16 protein-coding genes are annotated in these 18579 nt (G+C 73.8%); 10 read left to right on the top strand and 6 right to left on the bottom strand.

The window, feature by feature from the left end; all coding sequences use genetic code 11:
* Nucleotides 1–41 precede the first annotated feature (41 nt).
* Both IW256_RS41500 and IW256_RS27085 read left to right on the top strand, forming a co-directional pair.
* Entirely contained in the window at nt 42–272 is a 231-nt protein-coding gene (locus tag IW256_RS41500) for a DUF7455 domain-containing protein (RefSeq protein ID WP_307829121.1), read from the top strand.
* Nucleotides 273–510: 238 nt separating this feature from the next.
* The gene (locus IW256_RS27085; RefSeq protein ID WP_197013641.1) at nt 511–1260 is read left to right on the top strand and encodes a YaaA family protein; all 750 of its coding nucleotides are present in this window, start codon (nt 511–513) and stop codon (nt 1258–1260) included.
* Nucleotides 1261–1357: 97 nt separating this feature from the next.
* On the opposite strand, the gene IW256_RS27090 is transcribed toward IW256_RS27085, so the two are convergent.
* The 4 genes from IW256_RS27090 to IW256_RS27105 all read right to left on the bottom strand — a co-directional run bounded on the left by IW256_RS27090 (nt 1358) and on the right by IW256_RS27105 (nt 7784).
* Entirely contained in the window at nt 1358–2347 is a 990-nt protein-coding gene (locus IW256_RS27090) for a hypothetical protein (RefSeq protein WP_197013642.1), read from the bottom strand.
* Between the two features lie 349 nt (nt 2348–2696).
* The gene (locus IW256_RS27095; protein ID WP_231405259.1) at nt 2697–4322 is read right to left on the bottom strand and encodes an RNA polymerase sigma factor; all 1626 of its coding nucleotides are present in this window, start codon (nt 4320–4322) and stop codon (nt 2697–2699) included.
* Between the two features lie 366 nt (nt 4323–4688).
* Nucleotides 4689–6884 (bottom strand): SpoIIE family protein phosphatase, encoded by a 2196-nt coding sequence (locus IW256_RS27100; protein ID WP_197013644.1) that lies wholly within the window; start codon nt 6882–6884, stop codon nt 4689–4691.
* 318 nt (nt 6885–7202) lie between these two features.
* Nucleotides 7203–7784 (bottom strand): HhH-GPD-type base excision DNA repair protein, encoded by a 582-nt coding sequence (locus IW256_RS27105; RefSeq protein WP_197013645.1) that lies wholly within the window; start codon nt 7782–7784, stop codon nt 7203–7205.
* Between the two features lie 239 nt (nt 7785–8023).
* Here IW256_RS27105 and IW256_RS27110 point away from each other — a divergent pair, with 239 nt between their 5' ends.
* From IW256_RS27110 to IW256_RS27145, 8 genes are all read left to right on the top strand, one after another.
* Entirely contained in the window at nt 8024–8257 is a 234-nt protein-coding gene (locus IW256_RS27110; protein ID WP_197013646.1) for a hypothetical protein, read from the top strand.
* Between the two features lie 196 nt (nt 8258–8453).
* Complete coding sequence (locus tag IW256_RS27115; RefSeq protein ID WP_197016588.1) at nt 8454–10022, top strand: hypothetical protein; 1569 nt, start codon at nt 8454–8456, stop codon at nt 10020–10022.
* Between the two features lie 100 nt (nt 10023–10122).
* A complete protein-coding gene (locus IW256_RS41505; RefSeq protein ID WP_231403944.1) occupies nt 10123–11868 on the top strand; it encodes an SseB family protein in 1746 nt (581 codons plus the stop codon).
* A 253-nt stretch (nt 11869–12121) separates the two neighbouring features.
* On the top strand, nt 12122–13792 hold the full coding sequence (locus tag IW256_RS27125) for an SseB family protein (protein ID WP_197013647.1): 1671 nt from the start codon (nt 12122–12124) through the stop codon (nt 13790–13792).
* A complete protein-coding gene (locus IW256_RS27130) occupies nt 13789–14157 on the top strand; it encodes a hypothetical protein (RefSeq protein WP_197013648.1) in 369 nt (122 codons plus the stop codon). The genes IW256_RS27125 and IW256_RS27130 overlap by 4 nt, the downstream gene beginning before the upstream one ends.
* 85 nt (nt 14158–14242) lie before the next feature.
* Entirely contained in the window at nt 14243–14995 is a 753-nt protein-coding gene (locus IW256_RS27135; protein ID WP_197013649.1) for a LamB/YcsF family protein, read from the top strand.
* Nucleotides 14996–15083: 88 nt separating this feature from the next.
* Nucleotides 15084–15713: a 5-oxoprolinase subunit PxpB gene (gene pxpB, locus IW256_RS27140; protein ID WP_197013650.1), complete on the top strand. Its 630-nt coding sequence runs from the start codon at nt 15084–15086 to the stop codon at nt 15711–15713.
* 17 nt (nt 15714–15730) lie between these two features.
* Nucleotides 15731–16582 carry a 5-oxoprolinase subunit C family protein gene (locus IW256_RS27145; RefSeq protein WP_197016589.1) on the top strand — a complete coding sequence of 284 codons (852 nt, stop codon included), beginning with the start codon at nt 15731–15733 and terminating at the stop codon, nt 16580–16582.
* Between the two features lie 31 nt (nt 16583–16613).
* On the opposite strand, the gene IW256_RS27150 is transcribed toward IW256_RS27145, so the two are convergent.
* Nucleotides 16614–17300: a histidine phosphatase family protein gene (locus tag IW256_RS27150; protein ID WP_307829124.1), complete on the bottom strand. Its 687-nt coding sequence runs from the start codon at nt 17298–17300 to the stop codon at nt 16614–16616.
* Between the two features lie 39 nt (nt 17301–17339).
* Entirely contained in the window at nt 17340–18431 is a 1092-nt protein-coding gene (locus IW256_RS27155; RefSeq protein WP_197013652.1) for a winged helix DNA-binding domain-containing protein, read from the bottom strand.
* Between the last annotated feature and the right edge of the window lie 148 nt (nt 18432–18579).

Genomic DNA, 18579 nt, shown 5'->3' on the forward strand with positions numbered 1-18579 from the left:
ATGTTGTCCTAAGTACCGACCCCGAGCATGAGGAAGGTGCCGTGACTGGAGCCCTTGCCCCAACCAAGCCGTTGTCCGTCGCAGACCGCTGCGACCGCTGCGGTGCCCAGGCCTACGTCCGTGCGGTCCTTGTAGGCGGCGGCGACCTTCTGTTCTGCGCCCACCACGGGCGCAGATACGCAGAGGCTCTCCGCGCCGGCGGGGCCGACATCCAGGATGAGACCGACAGGCTGACGGCAACCCCGTCCATCACAGCCGACGACGAGCGGTAAGCCCTCGATATAGCAGAATCCAGGAACGGCGGTCACCGGTGACGGTGGCCGCCGTTCACCCGTTCCGGGATGTCTCCGGAAGCACCGCCCGCCCATTGATTACCCGGAGTGAACGACCTCTTACTATTTGCGACAGGCGGCGCCCCGGCGGGTCGCGAAGCCCTCGCATTCCGTTTACGCCAATATCCTTTGCCTGCGGAGCCGGAGAGGCCGAGAACGAACGAAAGACGGGGATGACGTGCTCATTTTGCTGCCGCCGTCGGAGCGCAAGGCCGCCCACGGGGACGGTCCGCCGCTCGACCCGGCCCGGCTGAGCCTCCCCGAGCTCAACCCCGTCCGGGAGCGCGTCCTGCGCGCCCTGGGCGAGGCGTGCGGGCGCGACGACGTCCGCGACGTGCTCGGACTCCCGGAGGGGCAGGCCGAGGAGGCCCTGGCCCGCAACCGGGCGCTGCACGAGGCCCCGACGCTGCCCGTGGCGCGCCTCTACACCGGTGTCCTGTACGAGAACCTGGGCCTGGGCGACCTCGATCCCCAGAGCGCGGCCGACCAGATCATCGTCTTCTCCGGGCTGTGGGGGGCGCTGCGCCTCACCGACCGGATCCCGCCGTACCGGCTGGCCATGAACGTGACCCTGCCGCCGGAGGGAAGGCTGGCCGCGCTCTGGCGCCCGGCCCTGAAGGCGGCGCTGCGCGGGGTGGCGGAGGGACGGCTGATCGTGGACATGCGGTCCGGGCCGTACGCCTCGGCCTGGAAGGCTCCTCAGCCGGCGGTCTCGGTCCGGGTCTTCCGGGAACGCGTCCTGGGCGGCGTACCGAAACGCACGGTGGTCAGCCACATGGCCAAAGCGACCCGCGGCAAGGTCGCCCACGACCTGCTGAAGGCCGGCGCGGCACCGGAGACGCCCGAGGAACTGCTCGAGGCCGTGACCGGACTGGGTCACATCGCGGAACTGAACGGCCGTTCTCTCGACGTCATCCTGCACGCCTGACGGTCCGCGGGAACGGGCGGGCCGCCGGGCCGCGGGTGGGAGGCCACGGCGAGCCGGGGGCTCGGCCGCCGTACGGCGAGGTCAGAGCATGGCGAGGTCAGAGCATGGCGAGGTTCAGGTGGCGGCACGCCTTGACGTACTGGCCGACCTCGTTCCCGCCCAGGTAGGTCCAGGGCAGGCTGCTGGGGCGGCCCATGGTCCGGAGCAGGTGCTGGCGCGCGGGACGGCGGGCGTCGGCCAGGTAGAAGGCGGCGCCGAAGACGTTGTGCGCCTCGACCGTGCGCGGATGGGGGCGCGGACCCTCGAACCAGCCGCGGGCGGCGGCCTGGACGTCCCGGTACTCCTCGGCCGAGAACCAGGAGGACGCGCCGCGGATGATCCCCTGGCGCTCCTGGACGAAGTACTCGAAGTAGGCCAGCGGCAGCAGCGCCGAACGCGGGTCCTCCCGGTCCGCCGTGCTCATGGCGACCCGGGCGAAGTCGAACATCTCCTCCGGCATGCCGCCCCACTGCGGGGACAGGCTGACGACCCGCGCCACATGGGCCCCGTACAGGGTGGGACCGCGCCGGTACGCCTGCTTCCAGAGCTCGTCCTTCTCCTCGCGTTCCACGTCGAGCCCGAGGGCCATCCAGAGCAGGGCCTCCCAGGGAACGGGATCGGCCGGCCACAGCTCCACCGCCCGCATCAGCGGCTCACGGGCGGCGCGCATCTTCCTGGTGTAGGCGGTGTACCCCGCCGCCTGCACGGCGCGGGCGCGGGCGTCCGGCCGGATCCGCCACGCCTCCTCCACCCGGGTACGGCCCAGCCACAGCCACAGGTCGGGGTTGGAGGAGTCCTGGGCGAGCAGCGCCTCGATGAGCGGGCTCGACCCGACGGCGGCCTTCGCCAGCGCCTCGACGCGCAGCGAGCGCAGCTCGGGGTCGGCGCGGGCCTCGGCCAGGATGCGCGCCCCGACCCGCAGGTAACGGTCGTGGACGGCGCTGACGGCCTGGTCGAGGGCGGGGTCCGTCCAGGGACGGCCGCCGATCACACGTGCCGGGCGGGCGCGGTCCGCGGTGGGCGCCCGGCCGGGCCTGCTCCGCTCCACCGAACCTCCATGTGCCCGGTCAAGCTCCATTAGTCCCATGGTGCGGAAGCGTAGGAAGGGGCGCGACGGTCCGCGCTACCTGGACGTAAATAGTGTGTTACATACGCCGCGCCATCTTTGACCTGGACGGTTCTTTCATGGCAGGGATCGGCGGGCCGTTTTCCAAGGTTTCCGCGCGCCGTGCGGGAACACTTCCGAAACACGATCATGCTTAGCCGTCCGGCGCCGCACGCGCCCCGCTCCGGGCGCGGCGCACCCCGCCGTTCAGCGTGACCGCTTCCGGACAAAGAAAAATCACCCCGCCCGGAGGCGGGGTGATCTCCCAATGGGCGGCGCCGGGCGCCGCGGGTCAGTCCAGGTAGTCGCGCAGCACCTGGGAGCGCGACGGGTGGCGCAGCTTGGACATGGTCTTGGACTCGATCTGGCGGATCCGCTCGCGGGTCACGCCGTAGACCTTGCCGATCTCGTCGAGCGTCTTGGGCTGGCCGTCGGTGAGGCCGAACCGCATCGAGACCACGCCGGCCTCGCGCTCGCTGAGGGTGTCCAGCACCGAGTGCAGCTGCTCCTGCAGGAGCGTGAAGCTGACCGCGTCGGCCGGGACGATCGCCTCGGAGTCCTCGATCAGGTCACCGAACTCGCTGTCGCCGTCCTCGCCCAGCGGGGTGTGCAGCGAGATCGGCTCGCGGCCGTACTTCTGGACCTCGACGACCTTCTCGGGGGTCATGTCGAGCTCCTTGGCCAGCTCCTCCGGGGTGGGCTCGCGGCCCAGGTCCTGGAGCATCTGGCGCTGGACGCGGGCCAGCTTGTTGATGACCTCGACCATGTGCACCGGGATACGGATGGTGCGGGCCTGGTCGGCCATCGCGCGGGTGATCGCCTGCCGGATCCACCAGGTGGCGTACGTGGAGAACTTGTAGCCCTTGGTGTAGTCGAACTTCTCCACCGCGCGGATCAGGCCGAGGTTGCCCTCCTGGATCAGGTCCAGGAACAGCATGCCGCGCCCGGTGTAGCGCTTGGCCAGCGAGACCACCAGCCGGAGGTTGGCCTCCAGCAGGTGGTTCTTGGCGCGGCGGCCGTCCTCGGCGATCCACTCGAAGTCGTCGCGGTCCTCCTCGGACATCGTGTGCCCGGCGGCGGCCAGCCGCTCCTCGGCGAACAGCCCCGCCTCGATGCGCTTGGCCAGCTCGACCTCCTGCTCGGCGTTGAGCAGGGGGACCTTGCCGATCTGCTTGAGGTAGTCCTTGACCGGGTCGGCGGTGGCACCGGCGGCGGCGATCTGCTGGGCGGGCGCGTCCTCGTCGTCGTCGCCGAGGACGAACGCCTCCTCCTCGTTGGGGGAGGCCTTTCCGCCCGCGCCCTTGACGGGCGCCGCGGCGGCGGCGACCGGCGCGGCCGGCTCCTCCTCGGCGGGCTCCTCGGCCTCGGCGGTGTCGTCCGCGGCGACCTCGACCTCGAGGTCGCCCTCGAGGTCGTCGAGGTCCTCGAGGTCGGTGACGTCGACCTCGTCGTCGATCTCGGGGTCGTCGGCGGCCTTGTCGGCGCCCTTCTTGGCCGGTCCGCCCTTGGCGGCCGGTGCGGCCGGAGCGCCCTTGGCGGGCGCGCCCTTCGCGGGGGCGCCCTTGGCCGCGGGGCTCTTGGCCGCGCCCTTCTTGGCCTTGGCCCGCTTGGCCACGGTGGCCGGGGAGGGCGCCGGGGCCGGCTTCTCCTCCGCGCCGTCGTCCACGACGGCGGTCACCGTGTCGGGCTGCTCCTTGGCCGCGGCGGCCGTCTTGGGCTTGCGCGCCGCCGGCGCCGCGCGTTTGCGCGAACGCTTCGGCGCCGCGGAGTCGGCAGCGCTCACCATGACGGTCACACCCTCCTTGCTGAGGCTCCGCAGGATGCTGGAGGCCTTCGACACGGGGATGTCGGCCTCCTCGAACGTACGTCGTACGTCGTCGGCGTCGAGGTAACCCTGGGACCGTCCACGCTCGATCAGTTGCGCGATGACGTGCTCGTGCAGATCTGACGCTTTCGAGGTCGAGCTAGCAGGCGACACAAATACCTCTCGAACGAACGTGTGGCTTGGCTGACCCAAGTGCCCTGACGGGCCCGGCCTCACACTGGGTGGGACCACACACCGGGCTGGCCACCCTGTGCGGGACCGCAGCAGCGTACCCGCTCTTACTAGGGTCAAGCATTCTGGCACGGCTGCGCATTCCGCATTGATGTCCTGCCCGGTAACACACCACCTTAGAGGGCTCCGGGCGGTCCTTCGTACGGACGGTGCCGTCTTTCCGGCCTCCTCCGGCCCTTCTCGGCGGCGCCGGCGGCACCTTCGCGCTCACGCGTGGAGGCGCCGGCGTCACCCGGCCTTCGGCGGGACGTGCAGGGCGAGTACGGTCACATCGTCCACTTGCTCGTAGCCCGCAAGCATCCGATCGACCAGGAAGTCGACGAGTCTTTCCGGATCTCCTACCACTTCAGGTGGGGCGTCGGCCGCTACTGAGACCAGTTCGTCGAGGCCGGCGTCCACCCCACGCCTACGGTTCTCCACAAGTCCATCGGAATAGAAGACCACAGTGTTGCCGGTCGGGATGGAAAAATTTGTCTGCTGCCGCTGGCTGGGCCAGCCGAGCGGGGTGCCCGGCTCCAGCCCGCTGAGCCGGGCGGGCGAGTCCGCCGAGATCAGCAGGGGCGGCGGGTGGCCCGCGTTGCTGAAGGCGCCCTGGCCGGTCTCGGGGTCGATGACCGCGTAGGCGACCGTGGTGAACTGCTCCTCGTCCTCGGTGGCGCTGAAGAGGCGGTCCAGCCCGGCCAGCACCGCGGCGGGCCTGGGGTCGTTGAGGGCCAGGGCGCGCAGGGCGTTGCGGACGCGTCCCATTCCGGCCGCGGCGAGGACGCCCTTGCCCATCACGTCGCTGACCGCCACGGCCAGCCGGTCGTCGGGCAGCCGGAACACGTCGTACCAGTCGCCGCCGACCTGGACGTGCCGGGTGGCCGGGTTGTACCGGGCCGCCAGCACCATGCCGGGCAGCTGCGGCAGATCGCTGGGCAGCAGGCTGCGCTGCAGCTCCTCGGCCGTCTTGTGCTCGCGTTCGAACAGCAGCGCCCGTTCGACCGCGAGGGCGCACTGGCCGGCCAGGGCCTCCAGGAAGACCCGCTCCTCCTCGGTGATCTCCCGGGGCCGGGTGAAGGAGAACCGCAGCGCGCCGATCGGGGCGCCCGCGGCCAGCAGCGGCAGGCCCACCCAGGCGCGCTCCTCGGTGTGCTGGCGGAACAGCCCGGCCTCGTCGCGGCCGAGCTGGAGCCGCAGGCTGTCGGGGTGCTCGGCCAGGAACGGCCGGCTCTCCCGGACCGCGACCGACATCACGGTCTGGTCGCCGACCTTGATGCCCTCGCGGGAGGGGGCGTGGGACTCGTGCCCGTCGCGTTCGGCGCCCGGCTGCGACGGCGTGACGATGCTCAGCCGGAGCTTGTCGTCGTCCAGCAGCGCCACGGCGGAGTAGTCGGCGCCGATCGCGGACCGGCCCACCTCGGTGATCACCTGGACCACCTGGCTGACGGTGAGCGCCTCGGCCAGCATCGAGGTGGCCTGCTGGAGCCGCGCGGTGCGCAGCGCCGCCGCCGAAAGCTGCTCGGTGAGCCGCCCGCGCATCTCCTCGGCCTCGCGCTGGCCGGTGACGTCGGTGTTGGCGCCGACCCACTCGATCACCGTGTCGCCGCGCCAGATCGGCACCGCCCGCACGTCGAAGTGCCGGTAGGTGCCGGTCTTGGTGCGGATCCGGTAGTTGGTCTCGAAGACCCGGTTGTCGGCGACGCATTCGCGCCAGGTCGCCTCGATCCGGGGACGGTCCTCGGGATGCACCACCGCGAGCCAGCCGCCGACCGCGTAGTCGTCGGGGGTCTGGCCGGTGATGGAGCGCCACTCGGGCGCGTCGTCGATCACCCCTCCGTCCGGCGAGGCCACCCAGACGACCTGGGAGCTGGCCTCCACCAGCGAGCGGTAGCGCTGCTCCTTGCGCCGGATGACCTCCTCGGCGCGGCGCCGCTCGGTCACCTCCAGCGCGGTCAGGACCACGCCCGGAGGGCGCCCCTCGCCGCCCCGCACCGGCAGCCACGAGCACGCCAGGACGCGCGAGCCGGCGGCGAGCTCGGTCGCGGGCGGGCCCGGGACCGGGACGGGCGGCTCGACCACCGCGGCGGGCCGGGCCTCCTCGCGGGGCCGCGGCACCGTCAGGTCGGCCTCGGAGATCGCCCGGCCCTCGTCCAGCACCGTGCGCAGCGCGCTCTCGAACGCGGCGGCGAGATCGGCCGGCAGGAACTCGGCGGGCCGCCGCCGGCGCGGGTCGGTGCCGGGCACGCCCAGCAGCTCGACCAGCGCCGCGTTCGCCCGCAGGCAGCGCAGGTCCGTATCGAAGAACGCCAGGCCCGCCGGCGCCTGCCCCATCAACGTGGAGTACAGCGCGGAATCAACGGAGTCAGGCGTGTCGGACGCTTCCATGGGCTGGCCCTCCACCCCGGAGACCCGGGGATGCGGAACGGACGTATCGGTGCTCATCGGCAACACCTCCGCCCCAGGGGGTCCCGTACCGCGCGGCAAGTCTTCATCACAATGGGTGAATGGGAGCAGGCTAGCGCTCCCGCCTCCATCACAACACCGGTCGGAGTCAGGTACTCATCATCCCGATGGTTCGCCGCCGACGGAAGCCCTGATGGCATCCTCGTCACACGATTCACGGCGGCGACCTCGGATCCGGACACCGCCCCGCGGACTTCCCCGGGTGACCGAGGGCGCCCGCCCATGACGGCGAGTACGTGATGCTACGCCGCCGCAGGCCGCCACGCCCGGCAGGCGCGGCCACTCGGCGCGTTGCGCTTAACTCTTCGCCTTGGCCGCGGCCTTCATCTCCTGCTTGAAGGCGCGCACCTTCTCCAGGGACTCGGGGCCGGTGATGTCGGCGACGGAACGGTGGGAGCCCTCCTCGCCGTAGTCGCCGGCGGCCTCGCGCCAGCCTTCGGGCCGCACGCCGTACTGCTTGCCGAGCAGGGCCACGAAGATCTGCGCCTTCTGCTTGCCGTAGCCGGGCAGGGCGTTGAGGCGCTTGAACAGCTCCTTGCCGCTGTCGACGTCCCGCCAGATCGCCTCGGCGTCACCGTCGTAGTGCTCGACCACGTACTGGCAGAGCTGCTGCACCCGCTTGGCCATCGACCCGGGGTAGCGGTGCACCGCGGGCTTCTCCGACAGCAGGGCGGCGAAACGCTCGGGGTCCTGGGCGGCGATCTCCGCGGCGTCGAGGTCGTCGGCGCCGAGCCGCCCGGCGATCGTGTACGGCCCGGTGAAGGCCCATTCCATCGGGATCTGCTGGTCGAGGAGCATGCCGACGAGGGCGGCGAGCGGGCTGCGTCCCAGCAGCTCGTCGGCCTCCGGCCGCTGGGAGAGATGAACCTTGGTGGCCATGGGGCCAGCTTAGATCTCACCGATTCCTTACGCGGGCGCCCACGTCCCCGCGCGGGCGCTCACGCCATGGCGACCGGAGAGCCCCCGGCGGACGCGGAACGGGCACGGCCGCTGGGCCGCGCCCGCCAGGGAAATGGGCGGATCAGGCGAAGCCCGGCATGGGCCGGGTCTTGACACTCGCGGCAGAAACGCTGGAATGAAGCTGGTAGAGACCTTCTCGGGCGCGGAGGCCTGCGTTGATGTCCGCACTCATCGCTCAACGGAACGAGACCCGCCGGCTCCTGGCCGGACGGCTCGCGCGGGAATTCTCGATCGTCGATCCCGCCGCCGTCGACCGCTGCGTCGCCGACGTTCAGGCGCGCATGACCCATCTCGGGGTCGACCCGACGCCGGCGCGCGTGGAACGGGTGGCCCGCGAGCAGCTGGTCGGCATGGTCAAGTCCGAGCCGCCCTCGGGTCGCGCCTGGGGATGAGCCGGGCGGGCACCGTTCCGGGCCGCGGAATTCCGGTGCGACCCATTTCGGTCTACCGCCATGTCCTTGGACGATGACCGGCGTCGAATCTGAGAAGCTAGTCGGCGTGAGTCCCCGCAGCCGCCGCCGTTCCTCCGGGGATGGAGCCCGGGATGGACAGCCGCACTCGGACGAGGTCTTCGCGATCTTCGATGGGATGCTGCGCCACGCCCGCGAGCTGCTGGCGGTGCGCAGCCCCCTGGACGCCGAACTGATCGTCAGCGAGATCCTGGGCTCGTGGTGGGGCCGGCGGGTGACGGGCGGCGACGTCGAGGAGGTCCTCGGCGAGTCCCTGGTCGACTACGCCGGCGAGGTCGGGACCCCGGCCGCGCTGGCCCTGCTCACCGGCATCGCCTACCTGGGCACCCCGCGGCAGGCCGCCAAGGCCGAACGGGCGGCGCTGGCCCTGATGGAGGAGGGCGTGGCGCGCCCCGGCTGGGCCGACCGGGTCGGGATGGTCCTCCCCGAGCAGTGCCTGGTCTCCCGGGACGTCTACGGCGACCAGGAAACGATCATCTGCACCTACACGTACGGCGGCAGCGACCGGCACGCGCTGGTCATGACGGTCGACCGCAACAAGGCCGGCGTCGTGCCGGGCGCCCTTCCCCGGTCCGGTGGCGGGTCCACGGCGTGCGGGTCGCCCGCGAGGGCGTACGGGCAGGGCCGTCCCCCCGCCCACGGCGTGGTCCGCGACGCCTGGGTGTCCTCGAAGGTCGACCGGCTGCTGGAGCACTGCCGCGACGAGGGCCGCGCCAACCCGCTGATGCGGTTCGAGCAGCTCGACCCGGGCGACACGCGGGCGGCGCTGCAGCGCGCGCTGGCGTTCACCAACGAGCTGACCGACCCGCCGGTCGACGAGCGCTTCGGTTCCCACCACGCGTTCGTGCGGGCCCGGGTGAACGCGCTCCCGCCCGGCGGCCGGCCGCCCCAGCCCGCGCTGTACGGCAAGGACCGGCGGGCCACGATCGCCGCCCGCTTCCTGGCCTCCGACGAGGCCGAGGATCTGTCCGACCGCTCGGCGGCGAGCCGCTGCGTGGACCGGATCATCGACTACGGCTGCGCGCACGACTTCGGCCGCCCGCTGCGGGTGAGCCCGGCCAAGTGCGAGATGTTCCTGCTGGACTGGCTGCCGCGCAAGGTGCTGCTGTCGCCGACCGAGCAGGAGGCCGTCCCGCACGTGCTGGCGGCGTGGGTGCGCTGGGCGGGCAAGCGGACCGGCCTGCCGGAGGAGGGCGTGCGGGCGGCGCTCGACGCGGTCTGGGACGCCACCGCCAAGTTCGCCGAGGTCTACCGTGACCCCTCCGCGTTCGGGCTGGACCGCGGCCTGGTGGCGCGGCTGCTGCCGGACGGGGAGCTGGAGGCCCTCCCCCGGCGCGCGTTCGCGCTGCCGTTCCTGTCCGGACGGCACCGCCTCACCGGCCGGCACGGCGTGATCGACCTGTCCACGCTCGACCCGGCCGATCCCGGCGACCGCCGCGTCCTGCTGGAGTTCGAGCACCCCGGGGCGCCCGAGGCGCACCTGGAGGCGCACGAGCGGCTGACCGAGCGGCTGTGGAACGGCGACCCGCCGCAGCTGTGGGAGACCGCCCAGGCGCTGCTGGACGTCGGCTACGAGCGTCACGAGATCCTGCACAAGCTGATCGACGTCCTGGACCGATTCGGCACCGACCCGGCGGAACTGCGCCGCGCGCTGCGTGTGCTCCGTCACGAACCGCCACCGGACTGAACTCCCGGTTTGCCAGCGGCGATCGGGGCGGCAATCATCGGGGTCTCGGGTACCGGTCGCGCGGGGGTCGCGACCCGGCCCCGGGCGATAGGGAGTGATCTTGTTGGAGTGGTCCGAGTTCGCGCGGCGTCTGGGACGCGAGCTGGCGGGTCTGGAGATGGACACCATCCTCATCGTGCGCGAACGCGATGAGAGCCGCCACTACGTCCAGGCCATGCGGGAGCCGGACCGGCTGTACGCCGAGGCGGTCAGCAACAACTTCCTCGACGGACCGCTTCTGCTGACCCTCGCGGACGAAGAGGTCATGAGCGAGGCCGGATGGCGCCCGCCCGCGGACCCCGACAACCCGAACGGCGGGCCGCGCAACTGGTGGACCGAGCTTCCCGCCTACGCGACCTACGACGACCACGGCCGGCTCGCCGACGTCATGGTCACCGCGCTGCGCGACGTCCAGGGCGTGCGGCGGCCCTCCGACCTGGTGTACGAGTCGTTCCACCGGCACGGCACCGGCCTGATCGAGCTGCTTGACTTCGGCATCGAGGCCGCCGACCCGGGCCGGATCGCCAAGCGGCGCCGTACGTCCGCGGAGGCGCCCGAGAGCGCCCGCGGCGCGCTGAACTCCGAGAGGCCCGGCGGCCCGGCCCCCGCCGCGGACGGCTTCGGCAAGCCGGCCCCGGCCGCCGCGCTGGCCGCCCCCGTCCCCGGCTACGGGCCGGAGCCGCCGGTCCCCGATCCGCCGGACGAGCTCGAGCCCCGGCTGGCCGACGCCAAGCGGCGCGGTGACCACACCACGTACTTCGACCTGCTGCTCTCCGCCGACCTGGTGCTTCCGGCGACCGGCCCGGCGGTGGAGGACCCCGACGCGGCCGAGTTCCCCACCACCATGATCGGGACCGGTGTGTACGTGGTGGTCTTCACCTCGCCGCACGCCCTGGCGCGTTCGGGCCACCGGCCCGGCCTGCACCGCCGGACCTCGTTCGCCCAGCTCGCCCTCGGCTGGCCGGATCCGGCCTGGCAGCTGGCGATCAACCCGGGCCTGCCCAGCGAGGTCCATCTGGACGCCGCCGCCGTCACCCGGCTGGACGCCACCCAGCGCGCCATCTCCCAGCCTTCGCCTCCGCCCGGCCACATGGACGCCGCGGCGCCTCCGGCGCCGTCTCCCGCGCCTCCAACGCCGCCGGCACCATCTCCCGAGCCTCCTGCGTCCCACTCGCCGTCTGACGCGAACGTGCCATCAGCGCCGCCCGGCCCGCCGTCCACACCCGCCCCAGCCCAGGCACCGGCACCGGCACCGGCACCGGCCCAGCCTCCGGCGCCTCCCGAGCCCGTTCCGGGCCCGGCCGCCGAGGGGCGGCCCGCTCCGGGACCGGCCTCCCCGCCACCGCCGCAGAGCACGCCTCCGGAGGGAACACCGATCCAAGGCCCGCCGCAGGCCGCGCCGGAGCCTCCCCCCGTCCCGCAGGCGCCCCAAGCACACGATGTGCCCCCCGCGCCCCCGGCACCCCCGGCCCCGCCCGCACCCGCCCCGGGTCCCGCACCCGTGCCCGGCCCGGCACCCGTGCCGGGTCCCGCCTCCGGCGACACGCCCGCAGCCGCCGTTCCACCTCCGCCGCCCGCGGCACCAACCGCACCGCCGCCTGCGGCACCGGCCGCACCGGCCCAGCCTCCTCCGGGGCCCAGGGGGCCGCAGTTCCCCCTCAGCCTCCCGCACGGCACCCGTCTGTGGCGCTGGGACGGCGAGGGCGACGAAGCCGACGCGGCCGTGCCCGCGGCGGTCTTCGACGCGATCGGCGACACCTGGGCGCCGGTGCGCGCCGACGCGCTGCCCGCACCGCGCCGCGACTAGGCTCTGTTTAAAGTCCCGGCCCACGGCGCTCGCCTGGCGGCTCGCGCCTAACCGGGCCCGTGCGAGCGCGGCATCGCTTCGCGATCTGCCCGGCGACGCTCGCCTCCGGCATCGCCCCACCAGGCAGCCAACGCGCTCGCGCGGTGGCTGAAGCCGCTTCGAGACAGGCTCTAGGCTGTCCTCCCAAGTCCCGGCCCGTGGCGCTCGCCCGGGCCCGGGTCTGGGCGACGACGGACGCGAGGGTTGGGCTCGATTGGACTGGAACGACTTCGCCAAACGGCTGATGATCGAGCTCATCGGGCTGCCGGTCCGGTCGTTCCTGATCGTGCACGGGGCCGGCGGGCTGCCCTACGTCCAGGTGATGCGGTCCCGCGCCGAGCTGGAGGCCGAGGCGGTCGGCAGCGCGTTCCTGGCGCGCCCGCTGTCGCCCCGTGAGGAACGCCGGCTCACGGTGCTCGGCTGGGAGCCTCCGGACGACCCGGAGCGGGAGAACTGGTGGTCCCTGGTGCCGGTGGCCGAACGGTCCGGCCGGCCGGTCGCCGACCAGGCCGAACGCTGCGCGGCCCTGGCCTCACGGATGACCGCCGCGCTCCGGGACGTCTACGGCGTCCGTTCCCCGCTCCATCTCGTCTACCAGGCCGGTCATCTCGACGAGGGCGGCCCGCTGGAACTGCCCGGGCTGGGCGTCCCGCGCGCCGCGCAGGAGGGCGGTGGCTCCGGCGACCGCGCCGGCGGCTCCTTCGGGGAGGGCCGCGGCGGCGGGCCGACACCGGAATCCGCGCTGGCGGACGCCCGCGAGCGCGGTGACCAGGACGCCTACCTGGCGCTGCTGGGCCGGACCGCGCTCTACCTGCCCTCCTCCGCGGACCCGACCTACGAGGACGGCACCGATCGGCAGTACGCGACGGCGGTCTTCGGCGACCGCACCTTCGTGCTGGCCTTCACTTCTCCCGAGGCCATGGACCTGTCACTGCGCGGGCAGGTGGTCCACCATCGCCGGACGTCACTGCCGGAGCTGCTCCGGCGCTGGCCCCGCCCCGACTGGCACCTCGCCGTCAATCCGGGCCTGCCCAGCGCCGCGTACCTGGATCCCGTCGCCCTGGAGCCGCCCCCCGGCACGGCGCCCCCCGAACCGGCCGGGCATTCCGGACATCAGGCCCTCGCCACCGAGCTGGAATCGCCCTCAGAACGCCCAGAAGCGCCACAGCCGCCTCGACAGGAGCTTTCCCAGGCACCTGGCGAGGCAGGTGCTTCGGAGGGGCCAGGGCGCGTTCAGGCGCGGACAGCAACACCCGCGGACGCCCCCGCCCCCGCCCCCGCCCCCGCCCCCGAAGTGATGATCATGCAGAAGGTCGTCCGCCCCGAACACGTCGCGCACTACCTCGAAGGCGGCTACGACCTCGTCGCCGGATACGTCCACCGGCTCCAGGACGTCCGCGACCTGAACACGCCCGCCCGGCTGGTCCGCGGGCTCGGGCTGGTCTACCAGGGCACGCCGTTCCGGTCCGCGGACGAGTCGGTCCACGTGATCAGGTGGCCGGTGCTCAGGCCGGAACTCCTCCGCACGCCGCTCGGCGGCATCGACGAGTGGAGCATGGGCATCGTGCCGGGCGGCTGGGTGATCGAGAAGGCGCCCTTCCCCGGGTCGGGCTACGCGCCCGGCGAGGGTCCGGCGATCCCCGAGTTCAAGATCGACAGCCAGCGGCTGCCGCACGGCGCCGAGATGTACCGGATCGATTCCTCCGGCGGGGAGACGCTGGTGGGCGGGTACGACGCCGATCACCGCCGGTGGCTGCCCCGCCCCGGCGCGCCCCCGGTCCCTCCGCCCCGGCCGGAGGGGGCGGTAGGGGCGGCACGGGCGGACCAGGTGGACGAGGTGAAGCGGGTGGAGCGGGGGCCGCTGCTCGAGGAGGGACGGGCATGAACGTCCGGCACGGCTTCTACGCGCGGTGGCGCGGCGCCGAGTACGAGGCGAGTCCCGACGGGCCCCGGATGCGGCTCTACCTGGAGCGCCCCGCCGACGGTTTCACCCCCGTGGCGCCCGACCGGCATGTCAGGGTGGTGCCCGCCGCCGAGGTGGACGAGTTCGCCTACGTGAGCACGCGGTGCACCTGGCGGGGCGAGCCCTTCGTCGTCCTGGGCGAGCACGACGGCTGGCTGCGGGTGGAGTACGTGGGCGGCAAGGCGCCGGTGGCCGAGCGGCTGGGGCTGGAGATGTTCGACCGTGGCGTGTACCAGGCGTGGGCGCCCCGCGCGGAGGTCGAGGACGTGCGCGAGGAGGCCGTCTGAGACGGCGTTCCCGCGCGGCTCGCACGGCCCGTCCCGCAGGCCTCCGCGGTACGCCGCACGCGCCGGACGGTGATACATCTGGGCCATGGCGGTCATCGACATCAACGCCGATCTGGGCGAGGGCTTCGGCATCTGGACGCTGGGCGACGACCCGGCGCTGCTCGACGTGGTCACCAGCGCCAACGTGGCCTGCGGGTTCCATGCCGGTGACCCGCTCATCATGCGGCAGGTCTGCGCGGGCGCGGTGGCCCGCGGGGTGACGATCGGCGCGCAGGTGTCCTACCGGGACCTGGCCGGATTCGGCCGCCGGGAGATGGACGTCGCCGCGCCCGAGCTGACCGCCGAGGTCCTCTACCAGCTCGCCGCGCTCGACGGCATCGCCCGCGCGGAGGGCGGCCGGGTCGCCTACGTCAAGCCGCACGGTGCGCTCTACAACCGGATCGCCCGCGACCGGGTGCAGGCCCGCGCGGTCACCGAGGCGGTGCACGCCTACGATCCCGCCCTGCCGCTCCTCACCCTTCCCGGTTCGGCGGTGTACGAGGTGGCCGACGGCCTCACCATCGTCGCCGAATGCTTCGCCGACCGCGCCTACACGCCCGCCGGCGCGCTGGTGCCACGCCGCGAGCCGGGCGCGGTCGTGCACGACCCGGAGACCGTCGTCGAACGCGCCGTGCGGATGGCGGTGGAGGGGACCGTCGTCGCGGTGGACGGCAGCGAGATCGCCCTCAACGCCCGTTCCCTCTGCGTCCACGGCGACACCGCGGGCGCCGTGGAGCTCGCCAGGGCGGTGCGTTCGGCCCTGCACGAGGCCGGGGTGAAGACGGAGCCCTTCGCCTGAGCGGGGCCGTAACGGGCCGGAGAGAGGCACGTGCCAGTGCGAGGCGCGGGCGGCGTGAGGAGAAGCGGGGCGTGAGGAGAGGCGGGGCATGAGCGAGGTCGGGCCGGTCCGCAGGGCCGGGGACGCGGCGCTGCTGGTGGAGACCGGCGAGGCCGCGGTCTCGCACCGGCTGGACGCGGCGATCCGGGCGGCCGGAATCCCGGGGGTGGTGGACGTCGTCCCCGGGGAGCGGACGGTCCTGGTCACCGCCGACCCGGCCGCCTGCGACCTCGACCGGCTCGCGGCCCGCCTGCCGGAGCTGGCCCTGCCCGAGCACGCGGCGGACCTGGCGGCCCCGGTCGAGATCCCCACCGTGTACGACGGCGCGGATCTCGACGAGGTCGCGGCGCTCACCGGCCTGTCGCGGGACGAGGTCGTCGCCCTCCACTCCGGGGCCCCGTACACCGTCGCCTACCTCGGGTTCTCTCCCGGCTTCGCCTATCTCACGGGCCTGGACCCGAGGCTGCACGTCCCGCGCAGGGACTCGCCCCGCACGGCCGTGCCCACCGGTTCCGTCGCGATCGCCGGGCCCTACAGCGCCGTCTACCCGTCGCGGTCCCCGGGCGGCTGGCGCCTCCTCGGCCGGACGGACCTGCCCCTGTGGGACGTCACGCGCGAGCCGCCGTCGCTGCTCCGGCCGGGGACGCGGGTGCGCTTCGTCGTGAAGGACGCGCGGTGACGCGGCGCGAGGGCCCCATGGTGGTGGAGGTCGTCCGGCCCGGCCCGCTGGCGACGGTGCAGGACCTCGGGCGTCCCGGGTTCGCGCACCTGGGCGTGCCCGGGTCGGGCGCCGCCGACCGGCCCTCCATGCGCCTGGCCAACCGCCTGGTGGGCAACGCCGAGGACGCCGCCGCCTTCGAGTTCACGCTCGGCGGCGGGGCCCTGCGGTTCCCGCACCGCGCCTGGATCGCGGTCGCGGGGGCGCCGCTGCCCGTGCACGTCGACGGGCGCCCCTGCGGGATGAACGCCCCGTGCCACGTCCCGGCCGGTGCCGTCGTGGAACTCGGCCTGCCCGCCCGCGGGCTGCGGAGCTACCTCGCCGTACGGGGCGGCCTGGCGGTGGAGGCGACGCTGGGCAGCCGGTCCACCGATCTCCTGTCCGGGCTGGGGCCCGCGCCGCTCGCGCCCGGCGACCGGCTCCCGGTGGGCCCGTCCGCCGAGCTCGACCACATCCACGTGGACGTCGCCCCTTCCCCGGCGCTGCGCGAGGTGCCCGTCCTGCGCGTCCTCCCCGGCCCTCGGGACGACTGGTTCACCGCCGGGGCCCTGGCCACGCTCACCACGCGCCCGTACGAGGTGACCTCGGAGAGCAACCGGGTCGGGGTCCGCCTGGACGGGCCCGTGCTCGCCCGTGCCCGCGAGGGCGAGACGAGCAGCGAGGGCATGGTCACCGGGGCGCTCCAGGTGCCGCCCAGCGGCCTGCCGATCCTCTTCCTCACCGACCATCCGACGACCGGCGGCTACCCGGTGATCGCCGTGGTCGCCTCGGCCGACCTCCCCGCGGCGGCGCAGCTCCGGCCCGGCCAGCGGATCCGTTTCCGCGTCTAGCGGTGTCCCCGAGCCCTGGTCCGTGCCGGGGTCAGGTCAGGGGGGCGGGGGCGCCGTGCGGCAGGTGGGCGATGTCGTTGAAGCCGCGGACCGACCACCGGCCGTCCAGGACGACCACCCGGGAGATCGAGCAGTTGTCGGCGCCCACGAACGCGAACGGCCGCGACCCGGCGGCGAGGGCGAGCGCCTGGCCGATCACCCCGCCGTGCGTGAACACCGCCACCCGCCCGCCGGCGTGGTTCCGGGCCAGCCGGTCGATGCTCGCGCGGACACGTTCCCGGAACGCCTCGTGCTCCTCGGCGCCGGGGATGACGTCCCAGCGTTCCTCGGTCCACAGCCGCTGGGCCAGCGGGTGGTTCTCGGCCACCATCCGGCGGAGGAGGCCGCCCTCCCACTCGCCCAGATGGACCTCGCGCAGGCCCTCCTCCACCCGGATGTCGAGCCCGAGCCTCCGCGCGAGAGGCTCGGCGGTCAGGGCCGTACGGCGCAGCGTGGTCGCGTAGATCGCGTCGATGCGCTCCCTGCCGAGCCGTTCGGCCACCCGCTCGGCCTGCTCGCGGCCCTCGGACGCGAGGTCGGGGTCCCCCTGGCCGCCGACCAGGGGGAAGGGCCTGTCGGCGCGGGCGGCCTGGGAGGCCCCGTGCCGGACCAGCAGCAGCTCGGCCGCGCCCGCGGGGGGCAGGTACGGGGTCTGCCGGTACTCGGTCTGCTCTGCCACGCTCCGCACCCTAACGGGCGCCTCCCGCGGCCCCCGGGATCAGGTGGCCAGGAGGTCGCGCAGGCGGGCGATCTCCTCGTCGAGCGCGGCGGCCGGGATGTCCTCGAAGGGGGTCACGGTGACGCCGCCGTCTCCGGCCTCCCAGACACCGGCGACGCGCCCCTCGTACAGGACGACGGGCGAGATCCAGCCCGCGGCGCGGCTCACCTTGGCGCGGTGACCGGGCGGGATCAGGTAGGCGGCCTTCGTCCCGGCGCCCAGTACGTACTGGTCGAAGCCGCCGAGCATCCGCACCGCGCGGGTGGGCGCGGTGTCCAGCAGCTCGTCGAGATGCTCCCGCAGAACGTACATCGCGACGCCCTCGACCTCGACCTCCGCCAGGAGATCCTCCGCGGCGGCGAACCAGCTCCGGACGTCCTTCTTCCGGCTGGTGCCGCGCATCGTCCAAGCGTCGAACGCCTCGGCGGTGGCGGGGCCGTGGGCGCCCAGGAAGGCGGTGATGACGGTGCGGGCGGCGTCCTCCACCGAGGGCGGCCCGCTCCAGCCGGGCACCGCGTGCTCGGGAGCGGCGAACGTCACCAGGTTGCCCCGCGAGGGGCCGTGGCAGAGCATGCCCCACCAGGCCAGCGGTTTGAGCAGCGTCCCCCAGCCGGATCCGAGCACCTCGGCCAGGTGCCCGGAGCCGGTCTCCGCGACGATCGCGGCGGTCAGCTCCTCCCTGGTCAGCTCCGCCCCGCCGGCAAGCGCGGACGCGGCGGCCGAGGCGATCGCCTCCAGGTCGGCGGGCGTGGCGCCGAACGCGCGCTGCCAGCTGGGCTTCTCCCAGGTGCGGACGGTGGCGCACAGCGCCAGGTAGGCGGGCGCCTCGGCGGCGGGCAGGACGTGCAGGGTGCCGCGCATCGCCCACGTCTTGACCAGCGAGCGGTCCTCCCACAGGCCGCGGCCCACCTCGCCCGCGCCGGCCCCGGGCGGGCGGCGGACCGCCACCGCCAGCTCGGCCGCCGACGCGACCTGCGCCTGCACGCCCGCGAGGCGCCGTACGACGTCCGGCGCCGACACCCCGCCCACCGGGTCGAGGTACTGGCGCCGCATCCGCCACGCGAGCGCCTGCGACCAGGTCACCGTCTTCATGTCGCCGATCCCACCACATCCCGCCGACACTTCTCCCGGCACGGGACCCCGTCCGCGCCGCCGCGAACCCCCCGAGACCACGGCGGCTCCCGGGAACCACCGGCGCCCGGAGCGGCAACAAGGGGTGTCCTGACCGACAGCCGAGAGG

This window comes from Actinomadura viridis, assembly GCF_015751755.1.
GTDB classification, from domain to species: Bacteria; Actinomycetota; Actinomycetes; order Streptosporangiales; family Streptosporangiaceae; genus Spirillospora; species Spirillospora viridis.

Coding starts and splice junctions, on each gene's coding strand:
- IW256_RS27110 (WP_197013646.1), top strand. CDS start 8,024: ATGTCCGCACTCATCGCTCAACGGAACGAGACCCGCCGGCTCCTGGCC.
- IW256_RS27155 (WP_197013652.1), bottom strand. CDS start 18,431: ATGAAGACGGTGACCTGGTCGCAGGCGCTCGCGTGGCGGATGCGGCGC.
- IW256_RS27100 (WP_197013644.1), bottom strand. CDS start 6,884: ATGAGCACCGATACGTCCGTTCCGCATCCCCGGGTCTCCGGGGTGGAG.
- IW256_RS27145 (WP_197016589.1), top strand. CDS start 15,731: ATGGTGGTGGAGGTCGTCCGGCCCGGCCCGCTGGCGACGGTGCAGGAC.
- IW256_RS27115 (WP_197016588.1), top strand. CDS start 8,454: ATGCTGCGCCACGCCCGCGAGCTGCTGGCGGTGCGCAGCCCCCTGGAC.
- IW256_RS27105 (WP_197013645.1), bottom strand. CDS start 7,784: ATGGCCACCAAGGTTCATCTCTCCCAGCGGCCGGAGGCCGACGAGCTG.
- IW256_RS27135 (WP_197013649.1), top strand. CDS start 14,243: ATGGCGGTCATCGACATCAACGCCGATCTGGGCGAGGGCTTCGGCATC.
- pxpB (WP_197013650.1), top strand. CDS start 15,084: ATGAGCGAGGTCGGGCCGGTCCGCAGGGCCGGGGACGCGGCGCTGCTG.
- IW256_RS27130 (WP_197013648.1), top strand. CDS start 13,789: ATGAACGTCCGGCACGGCTTCTACGCGCGGTGGCGCGGCGCCGAGTAC.